Here is a 20,197-nt window from a genome sequence, read left to right as displayed (position 1 = left end):
CGGCGCGGCGCGATTAACGCGCGGGGAACATCGCTCCGACCGCGCTCCGACACACCGCTGACGACCATGGCGCCGGTTTCCCCGCCGGCCCTGCCTTGATGCTTCCCGCTCCCGCTGCGCTCGTTTCCCCCGCACCGAACGCGTCCGTGCACGCATCCACCTTCCTGCGCCGTCACCTGGGCTGGCCGCTGCTGGCGGTCCTGGCCGCCAGCACGCTGCTGATGGCGGGCGGTGGCGATCAATGGCTCGCCGACCAGTTGTACCGCCTGGAAGGTCACCAGTGGCTGCTGCAGAACGCCTGGACCACCAGCCAGTTGGTGCACAAGGGTGGCAAGTGGTTGAGCGCGGCGGCAACGCTGCTGGTCATCGTGCTGTGCTTCCACGCCTGGCGGCATGAACGCGCCGCCGCATGGCGCTGGCCCCTGCTCTATCTGGTGTTGGCCGTTGCGCTGGGTACCGGCGTGGTGTCGCTGCTGAAGTCGGCCACCAACATGGATTGCCCGTGGGACCTGGCGCGCTACGGTGGCCTGCGTGAGTACGTGGGCCTGTTCGCCACGCGCCCGCAGGGCATGCCGCGTGGCGCGTGCTTCCCGGCCGGACACTCCAGTGCCGGTTTTGCCTGGGTCAGTCTGTACTTCATGGCATTGCTGGTCCGACCGGCGTGGCGCTGGCGCGGCCTGGCGATCGGGCTGGTTGCCGGCGGCGCGTTCGGCGCTGCCCAGCAGTTGCGCGGCGCGCATTTCCTGTCGCATGACCTGTGGACGCTGGCGACCTGCTGGACGGTGTCGCTGTTGCTGTTCCTGCTGGTACGGCGCATCGCCGCAGAAGGAACCCGCGCATGAATGCCATCGCCTCGCGCACCCCGCGCCTCACCACGTTCACCGCCCTGCTCCAATGGCGCCCGACCTGGTCTACCGAAACGCTCATCGTCCTCACCAGCGTGTTCTTCGCGCTGGCCTGCAACGGCCTGTTCTGGCACAGCGCGATGGCCACCCACCCGGGCAGCCTGCGCTTGGCCCTGTCGCTGCTGCTGTTGCTGATCGGCGCGCACAGCCTGCTGATGGGCCTGCTGGTATGGCGCTGGAACGCCAAGGTGATGATCGGCGTGCTGCTGCTGGGGACGGCGATGGCCGCCCACTACATGGGCAGCTACCACATCTACCTGGATGCGGACATGCTGCGCAATGTACTGGCGACCGACCACAAGGAAAGCCGCGAGCTGATCACCCCCAGCCTGATCGCACCGCTGGTGCTGCTGGCGTTGCTGCCGATGGGGGTGCTGTGGCGCGTGCAGCTGGTGCGCCGCAGCTGGGGCAAGGCCCTGCTCTGGCGTGGCGGTTTCCTGCTGCTGTCGGCGGCGGTCGCGCTGGGCGGCTCGCTGCTGTCGTTCCAGGAAATGTCGGCGCTGATGCGCAACCAGCGCGAAGTACGTTACTTGGCCACGCCGGGCAACTACCTGCTGGGGCTGCCCAAGGCACTGCGTGGCGACAACCCGATCCAGCGCGCGCCCAAGCTGCCGATCGGGCTGGATGCCAAAGTGACGCCGCGCGCGGCCGACAGCAAACCGCGGCTGCTGGTGATCGTGATGGGCGAAACCGCGCGCGCGCAGAATTGGGGCTTGAACGGCTACGCCCGGCAGACCACGCCGCAGCTGGCGCAGACCAATGCCATCAACTTCCCCGACATGCATTCGTGCGGCACCAGCACGGAAGTGTCGTTGCCCTGCCTGTTCTCGCCCTATGGCCGCCATGACTATGACGAGAAGAAGATCCGCGCGCACCAGTCGCTGCTGCATGTACTGGACCACGCCGGCATCGGCACCTTGTGGCGCGACAACCAGTCCGGCTGCAAGGGGGTGTGCGAAGGGTTGCCGATGCAGGCGCTGGACGATGCCACCCACCCCACCCTGTGCGCGAACGGGCGCTGCATGGACGAGATCCTGATCGACAACCTCGCCGAACAGGTGCGTGCCAAGCCCGGCGACCGCGTGGTGGTGCTGCACCAGCTGGGCAACCATGGCCCGAGCTACTTCGAGCGCTACCCCACCCGCTTCCGCCGCTTCACCCCGACCTGCGATACGCCGGACCTGGGCAAATGCAGCCGCGAGGAAATCACCAACAGCTACGACAACGCGCTGCTGTACACCGACCAGCTGCTGGCCCACACCATCGGCACCCTGCAGGGCATGCAGGATTACGACACGGCGATGATCTACCTGTCCGACCATGGCGAATCGCTGGGTGAAAAGGGCCTGTACCTGCACGGGGTGCCCTACGCGATCGCCCCACAGGAACAAACCCGGGTACCGATGACGATGTGGTTCTCGCCGGGCTTTGTCGCCAGCCGGGGCCTGGACCTGGCCTGCGTGCGGCAGCGCGCCAGCCAGTACACCGACCACGACAACCTGTTCCCCTCGGTATTGGGCCTGATGCAGGTGAAGACCGCCCTGTACGAGCGCGACCGCGACCTGTTCGCCGCCTGCGGGCGCTGACGGGACCTGTGGCCCTTGCGGTGCGGCGGCGGCCCCACTAGCCTTCGCCGGTCTGTCACCACCCAAGGATGTCCCCGTGAACCACCGCCCGCTCCTGCTGGCCCTGGCTGTCGGTGCCGCTGCACTGACGCTGGCGGCCTGCCAGAAGGAACCGTCCCCGGCCGATGCACCGGCCGCAGGCACCGCCGCGCCGACCGAAACCGCGGACCAGTTCATCGCCCGCGTCAATGCCGAGTACAAGGCCCTGTACCCGGAAATGACCTCGGCGCAGTGGTTGTCTTCGACCTACATCAATGACGATTCCGAGCGCGTGGCGGCCAAGGCCAACGAACGCTGGCTGACCATCCTCAATGGCTGGATCGCCCAGGCCGGCAAGTACGACGGCCAGCCGATGAGCGAGGACACCAGGCGCCAGATCCACCTGCTCAAGCTGATGACCGCCATGCCGGCGCCGCGCGACCCGGCCAAGCTGGGCGAGCTGACCCGCATCGCCAGCCGCATGGAAGGCGCCTACGGTTCGGGCAAGTACTGCACCGACGAGGCCAACCCGGCTACCTGCCGCCAGCTCGGCGACCTGGAACAGGTGCTGGCGCGCAGCCGCGACTACGACAAGCAGCTGGACGCCTGGCAGGGCTGGCACGCCACCACCAAGCCGATGCGTGCCGATTACCAGCGCTTCGTCGGCCTGGTCAACGAAGGCGCCAAGGAAATGGGCTTCGCCGACGCCGGCCAGATGTGGCGCAGCGGCTACGACATGCCGGCCGAGCAGATCGGTCCGGAAACCGACCGCCTGTGGGAACAGGTCAAGCCGATGTACGAGCAGCTGCACTGCTACGCACGCACCAAGCTGGACGCGACCTACGGCAAGGACAAGGCCGAAACCGAAGGCGGCCTGATCGCAGCGCACCTGCTGGGCAACATGTGGCAGCAGGACTGGTCCAACCTGTGGGACCAGCTCGAACCGTACCCCGGTGCGGGCAACCTGGACATCACCGCTGCGCTGGAAAAACAGTACCAGGCCAACCTGAGCGGCGCGCTGGCCAAGGCCGGCAGCAGCAACGCGAACGTCGAAGCGCTGTACAAGGCGCAGCGTGAGGCCGAACTGCGCACCGCCAAGCAGATGACCGAACGCGCGCAGGACTTCTACGTGTCGCTGGGCATGCCGGCGCTGCCGAAGTCTTACTGGGACAAGACCCAGTTCATCAAGCCGCTGGATCGCGACGTGGTCTGCCACGCCAGCGCGTGGGACATGAACATGGAAGGCGATGTGCGCACCAAGATGTGCATCAAGCCGAACGAGGAAAACTTCACCACGATCTACCACGAGCTGGGCCACATCTATTACGACCTGGCCTACAACCCGCTGCCGCCGCTGTTCCAGGGCGGTGCCAACGATGGCTTCCACGAAGCGATCGGCGACACCATCGTGCTGGCGATGACCCCGCAGTACCTGAACTCGATCGGTCTGGTCGACAAGCCGCAGGAAAGCCGCGAAGCGACCATCAACGCACAGATGCGCATGGCGCTCAGCGGCGTGTCGTTCCTGCCGTTCGGGCTGATGATCGACCGCTGGCGCTGGGGTGTGTTCGATGGCTCGATCACCCCGGACCAGTACAACAAGGCGTGGTGGGACCTGAAGGCCAAGTACCAGGGCGTGGCCCCGGCGTCGGCACGCGGCGAAGCGTTCTTCGATCCGGGTGCGAAGTACCACGTGCCGGGCAACACCCCGTATACGCGCTACTTCCTGGCCCGCATCCTGCAGTTCCAGTTCTACAAGGGCCTGTGCGATGCGGCCGGCTACAAGGGCCCGCTGCACCAGTGCAGCTTCTACGGCAACAAGGAAGCCGGCCAGAAATTCTGGGCGATGCTGAGCAAGGGCGCCAGCCAGCCGTGGCAGGCCACGTTGAAGGAAATCACCGGGGGCGACAAGCTCGATGCCGGCCCGATGATCGAGTACTTCACCCCGGTCAACGACTGGCTCAAGCAGCAGAACCAGGGCCAGATGTGCGGGTGGCAGGCACCAGCCGCGGCGGCAGCGCCGAAGGCTCCGTAAGGCAAAAAGCCGGCCCCTTGGGCCGGCTTTTTTGTTTGGGTCTACGTGGGACACGCGCGGCGTGTCGCTACGTGATTGCATGCACTACGAGCAGCCACGCAGGGCGTGGCTCTACGTCATTGCATGCAATTCGGGGACCGTCGTAGATCCACGCCCTGCGTGGATGCCACGTAGCGGCTCAGGATTTGGGTTTCAGGGACGCGGCAAGTTCGGTCTTGAACTGCTCGAAATCCTTGCCGTCGGCCTTGGCTTCGGCATGCGCGGCGTCCTTCAGGGCATCCGAATAGACCAGGCGCACCGGGGTGCCCTGGCGTTCGTGCAGTTCGGCCGCCTGCATGATCAGCGCCAGCACGCGCGCGGCGCTGGGGGTCTGGCCGGCGATGCGGCCGTCCATGCCCAGCACCCATTCGCCATCGCGGCGCACCACGCCGGCCAGCAGCGTGCGCTGCTGGTCGCGCAGTTCGGCATGTGGCTCCACCGGCGACGCATTGGCCTTTTCACGGTTGGCCGCTTCGGTTTCGCGGCGCTTGCGCAGGTCACGGCGCAGCTTGGAGGTGGTCGACATCAGGGGGACTTCCGGACTTCAACAGATGAGGAAAGGATAGCGCACCGGCTCAAACCAGGGCCGCGGCGGTCTCGCGGCGGCGTTCGCAGCGCCGCTCCCAGAACCAGAAGGCGGCGCCGATGGCGAAGAAGCCGGCGTAACCCAGGGCCAGGTGCAGCGGCGTGCTGCTCAGCATCGGCGAAATCACCCCGGCCACCACCGTGTTGATCATCAGCTGGATGAACATCTGCATGGACGAGGCCAGCCCGCGCTGGTGCGGGTACATGTCCAGCACCGCCAGCGCCAGGATCGGGAAGATCAGCGCCATGCCCACGCCGCCGATGAAGATCGGCAGCACCGCCCACGGCAGCGCGATCTGGCCCACCGCCAGCACGTAGGCCAGGTTGACCAGCGCCGACACCGCGCACAGGCTGAAACCGATCCCCACCTGCCGCGCTGCGGTGATCCGCCCGGCCATGCGCCCGGACAGGAACGAACCCATGGTCATGCCGCCGATGGTGGGAATGAACAGCCAGGCAAAGCCGCCCTCGTCCAGGTGCAGGTGCTGCATCACGAACACCGGTGCGGAGGCGACGTACAGGAAAATGCCGGAGAAATTGAACGCACCGGCCGCAGCCAGGCGCAACAGGCGCGGGTTGGTGCCCATCTGCAGGTAGCTGCGCAGCAGCGCGCGGGTGGACAGCGGCGTGCGTGCTTCAACCGGGTGGGTTTCCGGCAGCCACTTGCCGGTGGCCACCAGCAACACCAGCGCAAACACCACCAGGAACCAGAAGATCAACGGCCAGTCACCGCCGCCGAGCAGGATCCAACCGCCGATGATCGGCGCGATGGCCGGGGCAATGCCGAAGATCATCGACACCTGGCTCATCAGCCGCTGCGCGTCGGCGCCGTGGTACAGATCGCGGATCACTGCGCGGCCCACGATCACGCCCACGCCGGCAGTGACGCCCTGCAGCGCGCGGAACACCAGCAGCGTGGTCAGGTCGCGCGACAACGCACAGCCGATCGAGGCCGCAATGAACAGCACCAGCCCGCCCAGGATCACCCGGCGGCGACCGAACGCGTCCGACAGCGGGCCGTGCGCCAGGCTCATCAGGCCGTAGAACAGCAGGTACACGCTGACCGTCTGCTGCACCGCCACCTGGTCGACCTGCATGCGCTCGCCCAGCAGCAGGAACGCAGGGAAGATGGTGTCGATCGAGAACGGGCCGAACATGGCCAGGCCGGCAAGCAGCAGGGCCAGGCGGCGGGTGGAGGGTGAGGCGGGTGTCATCGGGTCTTCCGTCAGCGGCCGTGCGCGAACGCACGCAAGGCGCCGGCCGCAGCCTGCGGTGGCGCCTGATGAATACGAGGATCCGGCCATGATAGGCCGTCCGCCTGCCTGGCACCATGCCCGGCGGTCGGTTACGGACCGGTCTGCGCCCCCTGTTCATGTGCCGGACGGGCGTTGCCAGCAAGGCCGCTGGGCTATAATTGCCGGGCTACATGGTGGGAGAAGCGGACACCCCGCTGCCGAAGGCGCAACGCCCGTAATCGCTCAGGCCCGATACCACCCGCACCAAAACTCTGGAGAGACCGGCCAGTGCCGGCGCCGAAGGGGCACGAAGCACGCAGCCGCGCGCTTCCAAACTCTCAGGCAAAAGGACAGAGGGGCACCCAGGAAGACCGCAGGGTCCGGTGGATCGTTGTCGCCCACGACACGCCCCGTCCGCGCTTCCGAACGTGCGTGCCCACTCTTTTGGATGCCAGCCATGTCCCAGACCCGCCCCTCAACGGCCGCCCCTACCCTGCGCGAGCTTGAACACCACCACGCGTTCGTCGAACGCCACATCGGCCCCAACGACGCCGAAATCGCGCAGATGCTCGACGTGGTCGGCCACGCCTCGCTGGACGCACTGACCGACGCCATCGTGCCGTCCGGGATCAAGTCGCCTGCCGCGCTGGCGCTGCCCGGCTCGCTGACCGAAGTGGAAGCGCTGGCCAAGATCCGCACCATCGCCGACCGGAACCAGGTGTTCCGCACCTTCATCGGCCAGGGCTACTACGGCACCCTCACCCCGAACGTCATCCTGCGCAACGTGCTGGAAAACCCGGCATGGTACACCGCCTACACCCCGTACCAGGCCGAGATCTCGCAGGGCCGCATGGAAGCGCTGATCAACTTCCAGACCCTGTGCGCCGACCTGACCGGCATGGAGATCGCCAACGCCTCGCTGCTGGATGAAGCCACCGCCGCCGCCGAAGCGATGACCCTGGCCAAGCGTTCGGCCAAGTCCAAGTCCGACACCTTCTTCGTGCACGACGCCGTGCACCCGCAGACGCTGGAACTGCTGCGCACCCGCGCCGAGCCGATGGGCATCGTGCTGCGCGTGGGCACCCCGGCCGAAGCGCTGGAAGCGGACGCCTACGGCGTGCTGCTGCAGTACCCGGACACCTTCGGCCATATCGGCGATTACAAGGCACTGGCCGATGCCGTGCACGCGCGCGGCGGCCTGGTCGCCGTAGCCACCGACCTGCTCGCGCTGACCCTGATCGCCGCCCCCGGCGAATGGGGTGCGGACATCGTGGTGGGCAACTCGCAGCGCTTCGGCGTGCCGTTCGGCTTTGGCGGCCCGCATGCGGCCTTCATGGCCTGCCGCGATGCCTACAAGCGCTCGATGCCGGGCCGCCTGATCGGCGTGTCAGTCGACGCGCAGGGCAACGCCGCCTACCGCCTCACCCTGCAGACCCGCGAGCAGCACATCCGCCGCGAGAAGGCCACCTCCAACATCTGTACCGCGCAGGTGCTGCTGGCGGTGATGGCCTCGATGTATGCCGTGTACCACGGCCCGGATGGCCTGACCCGCATCGCCCGCCGCACCCACCGCCTGGCCGCGATCCTGGCCGCGGCGCTGCGCAATGCCGGCATCAACGTCGGCGAGCAGTTCTTCGACACCCTGCACGTCAAGGACATCGACGCCAAGGCGATCCACGCCAAGGCCGCCGCCGCGCGCATCAACCTGCGCGCGATCGACAGCGAAGCGGTCAGCATCAGCCTGGATGAGACCACCACCCGCGCCGACATCGTCGCGCTGGGTCAGCTGTTTGGTACCAGCGTGGATGTGGAAGCGCTGGACGCTGCCACCGCCGACGCCCTGCCGGCTGGCCTGGTGCGCACCAGCGCGTTCCTGACCCACCCGGTGTTCAATACCCACCACAGCGAACACGAGCTGCTGCGTTACCTGCGCTCGCTGGCCGACAAGGACCTGGCAATGGATCGCACCATGATCCCGCTGGGCAGCTGCACCATGAAGCTCAACGCCACTGCCGAGATGATCCCGGTGACCTGGCCGGAGTTCGCCAACATCCACCCGCTGGCCCCGGCCGACCAGGCACTTGGCTACAAGGAACTGATCGACGGGCTGGAAGCGATGCTGGTCGAGTGCACCGGCTACGACGCGGTGAGCCTGCAGCCGAACTCCGGCGCGCAGGGCGAATACGCCGGCCTGCTGGCGATCCGCGCCTACCACCGCTCGCGCGGCGAAGGCCATCGCGATGTCTGCCTGATTCCCGATTCGGCGCACGGTACCAACCCGGCCTCCGCACAGATGTGCGGCATGAAGGTGGTGGTGACCAAGACCGACGGCAACGGCAATGTCGACGTGGACGACATCCGCATCAACGCCGAGAAGTACAGCGACCGCCTGGCCGCGATCATGATGACCTACCCCTCCACGCACGGCGTGTTCGAGGAAGAAGTCGTCGAGATCTGCGAGATCATCCACAAGCATGGCGGCCAGGTGTACACCGACGGCGCCAACATGAACGCCCTGGTCGGCGTGGCCAAGCCCGGCAAGTGGGGCTCGGACGTGTCGCACCTGAACCTGCACAAGACCTTCTGCATTCCGCACGGCGGCGGCGGCCCCGGCGTGGGCCCGTGCGCGGTCAAGTCGCACCTTGCCCCGTTCCTGCCGGGCAAGCTGGGCGACAACGGCCCGGTGGGCATGGTCAGCGCGGCCAGCTTCGGCAGCGCCTCGATCCTGCCGATCAGCTGGATGTACATCACGCTGATGGGTACCGAAGGCCTGCGCAAGGCCACCCAGGTGGCCCTGCTCAACGCCAACTACATCGCCAAGCGTCTGGCCCCGCACTTCAAGACCTTGTACACCGGCCGCAACGGGCTGGTGGCGCACGAGTGCATCCTGGACGTGCGCCCGCTGGAGAAGACCTCGGGCGTGGGCGCTGAAGACGTGGCCAAGCGGCTGATCGACTTCGGCTTCCATGCGCCGACCCTGAGCTTCCCGGTGGCCGGCACGCTGATGGTGGAGCCGACCGAAAGCGAATCGCTGCACGAGCTGGACCGCTTCATCAACGCGATGATCCAGATCCGCGAGGAGATCGCCGCGATCGAAGACGGCCGCCTGGACCGCGAAGACAACCCGCTCAAGCACGCCCCGCACACCGCCACGGCGGTATCGGCCAGCGAGTGGTCGCATGCCTACCCGCGCGAACTGGCGGCCTTCCCGCTGGCCAGCCTGCGCCAGCAGAAGTACTGGCCGCCGGTGGCACGCGTGGACAACGTGTACGGCGACAAGAACGTGATGTGCGCCTGCATCCCAGTGGACGCGTACAAGGAAGACGAGGGCGTGGAGGTCTGATCCTTCTGCCCGGTTGAAACGAAGACGGCCCGCGCAAGCGGGCCGTTTTTGTTGGCAATGCTCGCATCGCATCCGTAGAGCCACGCCGCGCCCCATGACCGGCGTGCGCCATTTCGATGAACGCATCGCCACGCGCCCATTTCTGGCCGCAGGGCACGGGACATGCTTCGGTAGCGTGGCTGCTCTTCGTTTCAGGGTCATGAACCCTGACCCGTGTCTTCGGCCGGCTCCACACGTCGGGCGGTTGCGTTGCGCCGCGTTGATGTGGCTTCGGACGCTTGTGCCGCGCTGCGCGCGGTAGCCACGCAGGGCGTGGCTCTACACCGACCGCTACGTAACGGGTCAGCATCAGAACAAGAGCCGTTTCCGTCAATCACGCGCCAGCGGGGCGGCGCCCCATTCAAGCAGAAGTTCGCACATCTCTCGTTTCAGCAGTCCGCGCGATTCCGCCGCACGCGCCGTGCGATTTCGCTGGTGATGGCGATGATCGCGGTCAGCGCAGCCATCGACAGGAACTGGATGCGGGTTTCCGCTTCGGACAGCAGCAGGCCGAAAATCAGCGCCAGCACGCACAGCCCGAACAGGGTCAGGTACGGGTAGCCGGCCATGCGGAACGGCAGGCGCGCGCCGGTCTTGTTGGCGCGATTGCGCAGGATCAGCTGCGACAGCAGCGACATGGTCCACACCAGCAGGCAGGTGGAGCCGACGATGTTCAGCAGCACCGGCAACACCTTGCCCGGAAACACCAGCTCCATCACCGTGGCCGCGAAGCCGAACAGCACGCTGGCCAGCACCGCAATGATCGGCACCTGGCGCGGGTCGGTCCAGCCCAGTACCGCCGGTGCCTCCTGGCGACGCGCCAGCGAATACATCATGCGCGAGGCGCCATACAGGTTGGCATTGAGCGCCGACAACAGCGCGATCACCGCGATCAACGTGATGGCGGTGGCTGCGCCCGGGATGTTGGCCATCTGCAGCACGGCGGCGAATGGCGACTTCAGCCCTTCGCTGGTCCACGGTACCACCGCGATGATCACGCTCAGCGAACCGATGTAGAACACCAGGATGCGCCAGGCCACGGTACGGATGGCGCGCGCGATGCTGCGTTCGGGATCTTCGGTTTCGGCCGCGGCCACCGCCACGATTTCGGTGCCGCCGAAGGCAAACACCACCACCAGCAGCGCTGCGCCGATGCCGGCCAGGCCCTTGGGCGCAAACCCACCGTGTTCGGTGAAGTTGCTCAGGCCCGGCGAAGCCACGTCCGGCAGCCAGCCCATCAGCAGGGCCACGCCGATCAGGATGAAGCCGATGATCGCGGCGACCTTGAGGATGGCGAACCAGAACTCGAATTCGCCGAAGTTCTTCACCCCCAGCAGGTTGATCGCGGTGAAGAACAGCATGAAGGCCAGGGCCGCCATCGGTACCGGAATCACCGGCCACACCGTGGCCAGCAGGCCGGCCGCACCGACCGCTTCGGCGGCGATCACGATCACCAGCTGCACCCACCAGAGCCAGCCGACGGTGGCTCCGGCGGTGGCGCCCATGGCGTCGGCGGCATACACCGAAAACGCGCCGCTGGTCGGCTTGGCTGCCGCCATTTCGCCCAGCGCATTCATCACGATGATCACCAGCGCGCCGGCCACCAGGTAGGACAGCAATACCGCCGGGCCTGCCGTCTGCACGCCCACGCCGGAGCCCAGGAACAGGCCGGCGCCGATCGCGCTGCCCAGCCCCATCATGATCAGCTGGCGGGGCTTGAGCGCGTGCTCCAGGCGGGAATGGGGGGAGGTTGCGGAAGAGGCCGGAGTCTGGGATGCGGGCATCGGAATCGAATGGCGGGCAACAGGTGCGACACCATACCTTGTCCAGCCGGCGGACGGGATAGGCCGAACGCCCTTGCCCCTGTAATCAGGGCTCGGCACGCCCCGCGATTTGGGCGCGATAGGCCCGCGGCGACACCCCGACTTCGGCCTTGAACTTGCGGGTGAACGCGCTCTGGTCGGTGAAGCCGCAGGCCTGGCCGATGCTGGCGATGGTGTCGCTGCCATGCAGCAGATGCACTGCCATCTGGATGCGCAGGCGGGTCAGCACCTGCTGCGGGGTCATCTGGAACACTTTGCGGAAGGTGCGCTCCAGCTTGGAGAGCGAAAAGCCGGTGATGTCCAGCAGAGTCTGCATGCGCACGTTCTCGGCGTAATGCGCGTTCAGGTGCGCCAGTGCCAGCCGCAGCTGCTCGTACTGGGTACCCAGGCTGTCTTTCTGGCCGAGATCGCGCGAGATGCCGATCAGGCCACGGATCTGGCCTTCCACCAGCAACGGCCGCTTGCAGGTCAGGCACCAGCCCGGCTCGCGGTTGGCAAACAGGTGCAGCTCCATCAGGTTCTCGATCACCTTGCCGGCCAGCACCTGCGCATCCTGCGTGGCGTAGTCCGCGCCCAGCCCGGTCGGGTAGATTTCGGCTGCGGTGCGCCCGATCACCTCTTTGCGCGACTTCAGCCCCAGCCGCCGCAGCATGGTCTGGTTGATGTGCGTATAGCGCCCGTCGCGGTCCTTCATGAAGAACAGCACGTCGGGGATCGCATCGAACAAGGCTTCGATGTCGGCAGGTTCAACGCGCATGCGGGGGTGGCAGAAGGAAGGACACGCTGCCAAGGATACCTGCCTGGCCGCTGCTGCCAATCGTCCAACCGCCGGGGTGTGAAGCGCAGGTGCAAGCGGACGCCGAATCTCCGACCGGCGATTAACGCCCCCGCCGCCACTGTGAGGCGTTCAATCCCCCTGCCAGCCCGGAGTCACCTGATGGCCACCAGCAAGCCCCGCACCAGACCCGCCCCGCCCGCCGACCGCCGTGGCGACGGCGACGAACTGCACCAGCGCGCCGGCGGTGGCCACCCTGTCCTGACCACCAACCAGGGCATCCCGGTGGCGGACAACCAGAACTCGCTGCGCGATACCCTGCGCGGGCCGACGTTGCTGGAGGACTTCATCCTGCGCGAGAAGATCACCCACTTCGACCACGAGCGCATCCCCGAGCGCATCGTGCACGCGCGCGGCAGCGCTGCCCATGGCTACTTTGAACTGACCCGCTCGCTGCATGAGTTCACCCGTGCGCGGGTTCTCACCGAAGTCGGCGTACGCACGCCCGTGTTCACCCGCTTCTCCACCGTCGCCGGCGGCGCAGGCTCCGTGGATACCCCACGCGACGTGCGCGGCTTCGCGGTGAAGTTCTACACCCGCGAAGGCAACTGGGACCTGGTGGGCAACAACATCCCGGTGTTCTTCATCCAGGATGCGATCAAGTTTCCGGACCTGATCCATGCGGTGAAGATGGAACCGGACCGCGCCTTCCCGCAGGCGGCAAGCGCGCACGACACGTTCTGGGACTTCGTCTCGCTGATGCCCGAATCGATGCACATGATCATGTGGGCGATGAGCGACCGTGCCATTCCACGCTCGCTGCGCATGATCGAGGGCTTTGGCATCCACAGTTTCCGGCTGCTCAACGAGGCCGGTGAGTCCACCTTCGTCAAGTTCCATTGGCGACCCAAGCTGGGCCTGCAGTCCACGGTGTGGGACGAGGCGGTGAAACTGCAGGGCGCCGACAATGACTTCCACCGCCGCGACCTGTTCGAGGCGATCACCGCCGGCGACTTCCCCGAATGGGAGCTGGCAGTGCAGTTGTTCACCGAAGAAGAGGCCGAAGCGTTCCCGTTCGACCACCTGGACCCGACCAAGATCATTCCCGAATCGCTGGTGCCGTTGACCGTGATCGGGCGAATGGTGCTGGATCGCTGGCCGGACAACTTCTTCGCCGAAACCGAGCAGGTCGCCTACTGCCCGGCCAACGTGCCGCCCGGCATCGACTTCAGCAACGACCCGCTGCTGCAGGGCCGGCTGTTCTCCTACCTGGACACCCAGCTCAGCCGCCTGGGCGGCCCGAACTTCCACCAGATTCCGGTCAACGCCCCCCAATGCCCCTTCGCCAACCACCAGCGCGACGGCCACATGCAGATGGGCATTCCCAAAGGCCGCGTGGCCTACGACCCCAGTTCGCTGCAGGGCGACAGCCCGCGCGAAACCACCGACGGTTTCCCCAGCCATGCCACCCAGGCCGATGACGGCCGCAAGGGCCGCGTACGCGCGCCCAGCTTCGCCGACCACTACAGCCAGGCGCGCATGTTCTTCCGCAGCCTGGAGGCGCCCGAACAGGCGCACCTGGCCTCGGCGCTGGTGTTCGAGCTGTCCAAGGTGGAAACCGCGGCCGTGCGCGAGCGCACCGTGAGCCACCTGCGCAACATCGATGAGTCACTGGCCAAGCGGGTAGCTGCCGGCCTTGCGCTGCCCACCCTGCCCGATCCCGCGCCCACCGCCACGCCGGCCAAAGACATGCCCAAGGCGCCGGAAGTGCGCGTGATAGGCCGCACCAAAGACCTGCTGAAGGGACGCTGCGTGGGCATTCTGTTCGACGAAGGCTCAGATGCCGGGCTGATCGCAAGCCTGCGCAAGGCGGCTGAGAAAGCCAACGCCACGGTCAAACTGGTAGCCCCGAAGGTGGGCGGCGGCACGCTCAGCGACGGCAAACTGCAGCCGGCCGACGGCCAGCTGGCCGGCACGCCTTCGGTGGTGTTCGACGCCGTGGCGATCGTGCTCAGCGCAGACGCCGCCAAGAGACTGTCCAAGGAGTCGGCCGCCATCGACTTCGCCGCAGATGCCTGGGCACACCTGAAGGCGATCGCTGCCGACGAAGGCGCGCAGCTGCTGCTGAAGACTGCGCGCGTAGGCAAGGACAACGGCGTGGTCGAAGCCGAGGACGCCAAGGGCTTCATCGCCGCGGCCGCCACCCGCCAGTGGGCCCGCGAGCCCAAGGTCCGCACCCTCGCGTAAAGGAGACACGACCATGCCCCGTGGCGACAAATCCAGCTACACCGACAAGCAGAAGCGCCAAGCCGCCCACATAGAGAAGAGCGAGAAGGCGGAAGGACGCAGCGAAGAAGCCGCAGAGCGGATCGCCTGGGCCACCGTGAACAAGCAGGATGGCGGTGGCAAGAAGGCGCCTGCGAAGAAGGCCGCGACCAAGAAGACCGCAAAGAAGGCGACGACGAAGAAGGTTGCCAAGTCGGGGTAGGGGTGGTTCCCAAACAACCGCCGATGCAGGCGCCACGTTCCTTGACGCATGGACCCAGATCGCAACCGGCTTCCGCATGACCCCAAACACGGGGTGTCGGCAAATTCCGGCACCCCGTCGTCGTTTGAGGCGCCCGCTACGCCGCAACTCCCAGAACCGCGTCCGACTTCCGTCGCATCGCCTCAGCGGCAAGCTGGATCGCCAGTGGGCCCGCGAATGATTCGCCCAATAGCACGAAAGGCGTGGTCGGTAGCCGGATACGCAGGGCATCGGCGAGTGAAGCGTAGTCCTGCGATCCGCGGCCCGGATACGCCAACACTTCCGTGCGTATCCCAAGCTCGGCCAACCGAGCCACCAATGGCGCAGAAAGCAGACTCGTGCCGTCCAGGCCAGGCATGAGCACGGCAGTTTCGCGCCGGTACGGCGTTTCGATCGGGCGACGTGCAGAAGCCCCGCTTTCGCCGGGCTTCTGATTTGCCGGGCAGAGCCCGGCGCTACGCGGCTTGCGGGTGCTCAGGCGAACGGGTCCTGCAGGACCATGGTGTGGTCGCGGTCCGGGCCGGTGGAGACGATGCTGATCGGGCAGCCGGCCAGCTCTTCCAGCGCGCGCAGGTAGGCGCGTGCCGCCGCCGGCAGCTTGTCCCACTCGGTGATGCCGTGGGTGTTCTCGCTCCAGCCCGGGAATTCCAGGTACACCGGGGTGCACTCTTCCCAGCCCTGCGCATCCAGCGGCGCGTATTCGGTGCGCTTGCCACGGTATTCGTACGCGATGCAGACCTTCAGCTTTTCCATGCCGTCGAGCACGTCGAGCTTGGTGATGCACAGGCCGCTGATGCCGTTGATGGCCACGGCGCGCTTGAGCGCGACGATGTCCATCCAGCCGCAGCGACGCGGGCGGCCGGTCGAGGCGCCGTACTCGGCACCACGGTCGCGGATGCCCTGGCCGATTTCGTCGTCCAGTTCGGTCGGGAACGGACCGCCGCCAACGCGGGTGGCATACGCCTTGGCGATGCCCAGCACGTAGTCGATCGCATCGGCGCCCACGCCGGCACCGGCCAGGGCACCGCCGACGGTGGTATTGGAGCTGGTGACGTACGGGTAGGTGCCGTGGTCGATGTCCAGCAGCGCGCCCTGCGCGCCTTCGAACAGCACGCGCTTACCCTGCTTGCGCAGGTCGTGCAGGATGCCGGCCACGTCGGACTTCATCGGCTCGACGTATTCGCCGAAAGCCAGCGCTTCGTCGTAGGTCTTCTGGAAGTCGACCGCGTCGGTCTTGAGGTAATTGGTCAGCACGAAATTGTGGTAATCCAGCGCGGTGCGCAGGAGCTCTTCGAGCTGGGCCGGGTAATGCAGGTCGGCGATGCGGATGCCACGACGTGCCACCTTGTCTTCATACGCCGGGCCGATGCCACGGCCGGTGGTGCCGATCGCCTTGCCGCCGGCCGCGCGTTCGCGCGCCTGGTCCAGGGCGATGTGGTACGGCATGATCAGCGGCGCGGCCGGGGAAATCTTCAGGCGCGAACGCACTTCCACGCCGGAGGTTTCCAGCTCGGCGATTTCCTTCTGCAGGGCCGCCGGGGAAATCACCACGCCGTTGCCGATCAGGCACAGCGCGTCGGCACGCAGGATGCCCGACGGGATCAGGTGCAGCACGGTCTTCTTGCCATTGATGACAAGCGTGTGGCCGGCATTGTGGCCGCCCTGGAAGCGCACGACAGCGCCGATTTCCTCGGTGAGCAGATCGACGATCTTGCCCTTGCCTTCATCGCCCCACTGGGCACCCAACACGACAACTGACTGACCCATGACGGGTAACTCCTGGTTTTGTGCGGCCATCGGGGCCGCGGGTTTGGGACCCTGCCAGGGCGCGGTTCGACGCGGGGTGGCGGGCTCCAGCGGGGAGCGCGCCGGCGACGAGGTGCCCGGACACGGAAAAAGCCGGACGGGGTACTCCGAAAACAGAGGGCCCGACCGGCTTTTGTGCATTATCCGGGTTTCAGGGGGCGCTTGCCACCCCGGCCAAGCCCCGCTTCACCCTGCGTTGAAGTGCCGGCCAACGGCCGGCGCTACCCGCTGGAGCCGGCTGTGCCGGCCCCACCGGTCAACGGTCGTTCTTGAGGTACTGAAGGAACGGGTCGTTCTTGTCCAGCACGATCACCCCGTTGCCGTCGGTCATGGAGTTCCGGTAGGCCTCCAGGCTGCGGTAGAACGAGAAGAACGACGGATCGGCCGAGCCCGCCTGGCCGTAGATCCGGGCGGCTTCGGCATCGCCGGCACCCCGCAGGCGCTGGGCGTCGCGCTCGGCTTCGGCCACGATCACGGTGCTTTCGCGGTCGGCCTGGGCGCGGATGGTCAGCGACTGTTCCTCACCCTCGGCGCGCAGCTTGGCCGCTTCCTGCTTGCGCTGGGCACGCATGCGCTCGTACACGTCGTTGATCACCTGGCTGTCGGTCGGCAGGTCGATCTGCTTGATGCGCAGGTCGATGATCTGCATGCCCAACCCCTTGACCGCCTCGTTGATGCCGGTCAGCTGGCCGGCAATCAGTTCGCTGCGGTCGCCGGACACCAGCTGCTGCAATGAACGCGAGTTGATCTGGTTGCGCAGCGAGTCGGTGATGATCGGGGCCAGCCGCGCATCGGCCACGCTGGCATCGCCGCCGGTGGCGCGGTAGTAGGCGCGCACGTCGGAGATGTAGCCAATGGCGAAGAAGTCGACGCTGACGTCCTTCTGCTCGGCGGTGAAATAACGGGCCGGGGCGGTGGCCAGCACCTGGAAGCGGCGGTCGAACACGCGCACCGTCTCCACCAGCGGCAGCTTGAAGTGCAGGCCCGGCTTGATGTCGGCACGGACCACCTTGCCCAGGTTCAACACCATGGCGGTCTGGTCCTCGCGGACCACGAACACCGAGCCCAGCAGGCCCAGCACGGCGGCAACGGCCAGGCCGATCCAAAGCGAACTCTTCATCGGATGGCTCCTTCACGACCGGTCGGTCGGGTGGTCGGGCGCGTGGTCGGGCGCTCGGCGTTGCGCACGCCATCGACCGGGGTGCTGGCCGGCAGCGACGGCATCATCACCTCCGGGGTCAGCAGCGGGCCGGCGCTGTCGCCGGCATTGCCGGCACGGTTGTCGGGCATGGGCACGTAGATCAGCTGGCGGCCATCGCCGCCGATGACCTTGCGGTTCTCGGCCAGGACCTTTTCAACGGTTTCCAGCCACAGGCGCTTGCGGGTGACTTCCGGGGCGTCCTTGTACTGGGCCTGCAGCAGGCTGAAGCGCTCGGCATCACCCTGCGCACGGGCCACCACGGCCTGCTTGAAACCTTCGGCAGTGGTACGGGCGCGCGAGGCCTGGCCACGGGCTTCGGGCACGACCTTGGCCGCGTAAGCCTGGGCTTCGTTGATCAGGCGTTCCTTGACCTGCTGGGCACCGTTGACCTCGTCGAAGGCCGGCTTGACCTCTTCCGGCGGACGGGCGTCGGGCAGGGTCAGGCCGGTCACGACCAGGCCGGTGCGATAGGCCTTGAGCGCGGCCTGCAGGCGTTCCTGTGCGACCACGGCCAGCGGACCACGGTTGTTGAGCACGGTGTTGAGGTCGGCACGGCCAACCTGCTCACGCACCGCGCTCTGCGCGGACTGCTCCAGCACCTGGTCGGCAGACACCGAGCCGAACAGGTACAGGCGCGGATCGTCGATGCGGTACTGCACGTTGAGCGACACGCGCACGATGTTCTCGTCGCGGGTCAGCACCGGCACTTCGCTGCTGAAGGTCTTGATCTGGGTCGCGTTGACCTTGGTCACCGACTCGATCGGCCAGGGCAGCTTGAAGTTCGGGCCGGGCTGCAGGATGCGCGAGAACTGGCCGAAGCGCAGCACTACGCCGCGTTGCTGTTCGCCGATCAGCTGGAAGCTGGAGAACAACAGCAGCAGAACCACCGCCACCGCCACCCAACGCAGGATGCCGCCATCGAACAGGTCCTTGAGCGGTCCGGGCAATCCGCCCCAACCACCGCCACCGCCGCTACCACCGCGGGGACCAAACGGCCCTCGTCGATTCTCGTCGGGACCTTGTCCGCCCCTGTTGCCGCCGGGTGTATTCCAGGCCATGCACGCTCCATCAGTAAAGGTTGCCTGCGGGCCACTCCCGCACCGTCAACCGTTGTATCCCGCTCGATTCTACTAGATGGGGCTGACCGGCAGGATTGGAAGGGGCAACCCGGCGCAGGGCGCGATTCATCACCGGGCCCGGACCGGTCCGGCCACCCAGGCGGCGCTGCGCGGTAAGGTGGAGCCCCCTCTCTGCAAGGCCCCCCATGGCGATTCCCGACCCGTTTCACGCCTTCCGCATCCACCAGGACGAGCAGGGCCACCGCAGCGGCCAGGAGGCGATCAGCCTGGACCAGCTCAATCCGGGCGAGGTGGTGGTCCGCGCCGAATGGTCGTCGGTGAACTACAAGGATGCGCTGGCCGGGACCGGCAAGGGCCGCATCCTGCGCCGCTTCCCGCTGGTGGGCGGGATCGATGTGGCCGGTACGGTGGTGGCCTCCACCGACCCGGCGTGGCGCGAAGGCGACGCGGTGCTGGCCACCGGCTGCGGACTCAGCGAAACCCGTGATGGCGGCTACAGCCAATATGTGCGGCTGGCGTCCAGCGCGGTCATCGCCCGTCCAGTCGGATTGGGCGCGCGCGAGGCGATGATCGTGGGCACCGCCGGCTTTACCGCCGCGCTGGCCCTGGTCCGCATGATCGACAACCGGCTCACCCCGGAGCACGGCCCGCTGGCAGTGACCGGCGCGACCGGCGGGGTCGGCTCGCTGGCGGTGGACATTTTCAGCCGGGCAGGCTTCCAGGTGCATGCGATCAGCGGCAAGGCCGACCAGGTCGACTACCTGCGCGGGCTGGGCGCCCGCGAAGTCTTGCCGCGCCAGGCCCTGGCCACCACCAGGCCGATGGAATCGGCCCGCTTCGGCGGCGGCCTGGACAATGCCGGCGGGCCGATGCTGGCCAGCCTGCTCGCCCAGACCGCGCCCTACGGCAGCGTGGTGAGCGCCGGTCTGGCCGCCAGCCCGGCGCTGGACATGACGGTAATGCCCTTCATCATCCGTGGCGTTTCGCTGCTTGGGGTGTCGTCGTCTTCGGCCCCGCGTGCGCTGCGCGAGCAGGTGTGGGAGAAGTTGGGCAGCGACTGGAAGCCGCGCCACCTGGACACCATCTGCACCCGCGAAATCGGACTGGATGGGTTGCCGGCGGTGTTCGAGAGCATGCTCGCCGGCGCCTCGCAGGGCCGCACCGTGGTGCGGATCGACTGAGCGTTGCAGCTGGGCGACGG

General features: G+C 67.1%; 13 protein-coding genes, 1 pseudogene and 1 riboswitch. Of the genes and pseudogenes, 7 read left to right on the top strand and 7 right to left on the bottom strand.

Annotation, left to right across the window (positions count from 1 at the left end; translation table 11 throughout):
• Positions 1 to 98: 98 nt before the first annotated feature.
• From WIX41_RS14080 to WIX41_RS14070, 3 genes are all read left to right on the top strand, one after another.
• Entirely contained in the window at positions 99 to 842 is a 744-nt protein-coding gene (locus tag WIX41_RS14080; protein ID WP_409187404.1) for a phosphatase PAP2 family protein, read from the top strand.
• Entirely contained in the window at positions 839 to 2,491 is a 1,653-nt protein-coding gene (locus WIX41_RS14075; protein ID WP_339448523.1) for a phosphoethanolamine transferase, read from the top strand. The genes WIX41_RS14080 and WIX41_RS14075 overlap by 4 nt, the downstream gene beginning before the upstream one ends.
• A gap of 76 nt (positions 2,492 to 2,567) precedes the next feature.
• Positions 2,568 to 4,544 carry a M2 family metallopeptidase gene (locus WIX41_RS14070; RefSeq protein ID WP_339448521.1) on the top strand — a complete coding sequence of 659 codons (1,977 nt, stop codon included), beginning with the start codon at positions 2,568 to 2,570 and terminating at the stop codon, positions 4,542 to 4,544.
• Positions 4,545 to 4,722: 178 nt separating this feature from the next.
• Here the strand turns inward: WIX41_RS14070 and WIX41_RS14065 are convergent, their stop codons facing one another.
• Both WIX41_RS14065 and WIX41_RS14060 read right to left on the bottom strand, forming a co-directional pair.
• A complete protein-coding gene (locus tag WIX41_RS14065) occupies positions 4,723 to 5,109 on the bottom strand; it encodes a hypothetical protein (protein ID WP_320457490.1) in 387 nt (128 codons plus the stop codon).
• A gap of 49 nt (positions 5,110 to 5,158) precedes the next feature.
• Complete coding sequence (locus tag WIX41_RS14060; RefSeq protein WP_339448518.1) at positions 5,159 to 6,382, bottom strand: multidrug effflux MFS transporter; 1,224 nt, start codon at positions 6,380 to 6,382, stop codon at positions 5,159 to 5,161.
• 283 nt (positions 6,383 to 6,665) lie between these two features.
• A riboswitch (glycine riboswitch) is annotated at positions 6,666 to 6,767 on the top strand.
• A gap of 84 nt (positions 6,768 to 6,851) precedes the next feature.
• Here WIX41_RS14060 and gcvP point away from each other — a divergent pair.
• Entirely contained in the window at positions 6,852 to 9,746 is a 2,895-nt protein-coding gene (gcvP, locus tag WIX41_RS14055; protein WP_409187403.1) for an aminomethyl-transferring glycine dehydrogenase, read from the top strand.
• 428 nt (positions 9,747 to 10,174) lie between these two features.
• Here gcvP and WIX41_RS14050 read toward each other — a convergent pair whose 3' ends face one another.
• Complete coding sequence (locus tag WIX41_RS14050; protein ID WP_339448515.1) at positions 10,175 to 11,569, bottom strand: amino acid permease; 1,395 nt, start codon at positions 11,567 to 11,569, stop codon at positions 10,175 to 10,177.
• A gap of 85 nt (positions 11,570 to 11,654) precedes the next feature.
• Positions 11,655 to 12,365, bottom strand: a complete 711-nt coding sequence (locus WIX41_RS14045) for an AraC family transcriptional regulator (protein ID WP_339448513.1) — start codon at positions 12,363 to 12,365, stop codon at positions 11,655 to 11,657.
• A 180-nt stretch (positions 12,366 to 12,545) separates the two neighbouring features.
• Here WIX41_RS14045 and WIX41_RS14040 point away from each other — a divergent pair, with 180 nt between their 5' ends.
• Positions 12,546 to 14,630 (top strand): catalase, encoded by a 2,085-nt coding sequence (locus tag WIX41_RS14040; protein ID WP_339448510.1) that lies wholly within the window; start codon positions 12,546 to 12,548, stop codon positions 14,628 to 14,630.
• A gap of 13 nt (positions 14,631 to 14,643) precedes the next feature.
• Positions 14,644 to 14,859: pseudogene (locus WIX41_RS14035) on the top strand (hypothetical protein); the annotation flags it as partial.
• A gap of 525 nt (positions 14,860 to 15,384) precedes the next feature.
• Here WIX41_RS14035 and WIX41_RS14030 read toward each other — a convergent pair.
• The 3 genes from WIX41_RS14030 to hflK form a co-directional block, all read right to left on the bottom strand.
• Positions 15,385 to 16,677: an adenylosuccinate synthase gene (locus tag WIX41_RS14030; protein ID WP_409187402.1), complete on the bottom strand. Its 1,293-nt coding sequence runs from the start codon at positions 16,675 to 16,677 to the stop codon at positions 15,385 to 15,387.
• Positions 16,678 to 16,972: 295 nt separating this feature from the next.
• Positions 16,973 to 17,836, bottom strand: a complete 864-nt coding sequence (gene hflC, locus WIX41_RS14025) for a protease modulator HflC (RefSeq protein WP_339448504.1) — start codon at positions 17,834 to 17,836, stop codon at positions 16,973 to 16,975.
• Complete coding sequence (gene hflK / locus WIX41_RS14020) at positions 17,833 to 18,975, bottom strand: FtsH protease activity modulator HflK (RefSeq protein WP_409187401.1); 1,143 nt, start codon at positions 18,973 to 18,975, stop codon at positions 17,833 to 17,835. The genes hflC and hflK overlap by 4 nt, the downstream gene beginning before the upstream one ends.
• A gap of 206 nt (positions 18,976 to 19,181) precedes the next feature.
• Here hflK and WIX41_RS14015 point away from each other — a divergent pair, with 206 nt between their 5' ends.
• Complete coding sequence (locus WIX41_RS14015; RefSeq protein ID WP_339448500.1) at positions 19,182 to 20,177, top strand: YhdH/YhfP family quinone oxidoreductase; 996 nt, start codon at positions 19,182 to 19,184, stop codon at positions 20,175 to 20,177.
• The last annotated feature ends 20 nt before the right edge of the window (positions 20,178 to 20,197 follow it).

The sequence above is a fragment of the Stenotrophomonas sp. AB1(2024) genome (genome assembly GCF_037482345.1).
Lineage (GTDB): Bacteria > Pseudomonadota > Gammaproteobacteria > Xanthomonadales > Xanthomonadaceae > Stenotrophomonas.
The sequence above is the reverse complement of the archived record's forward strand: the minus strand, read 5'-3'. Positions and strand labels throughout refer to the sequence as shown.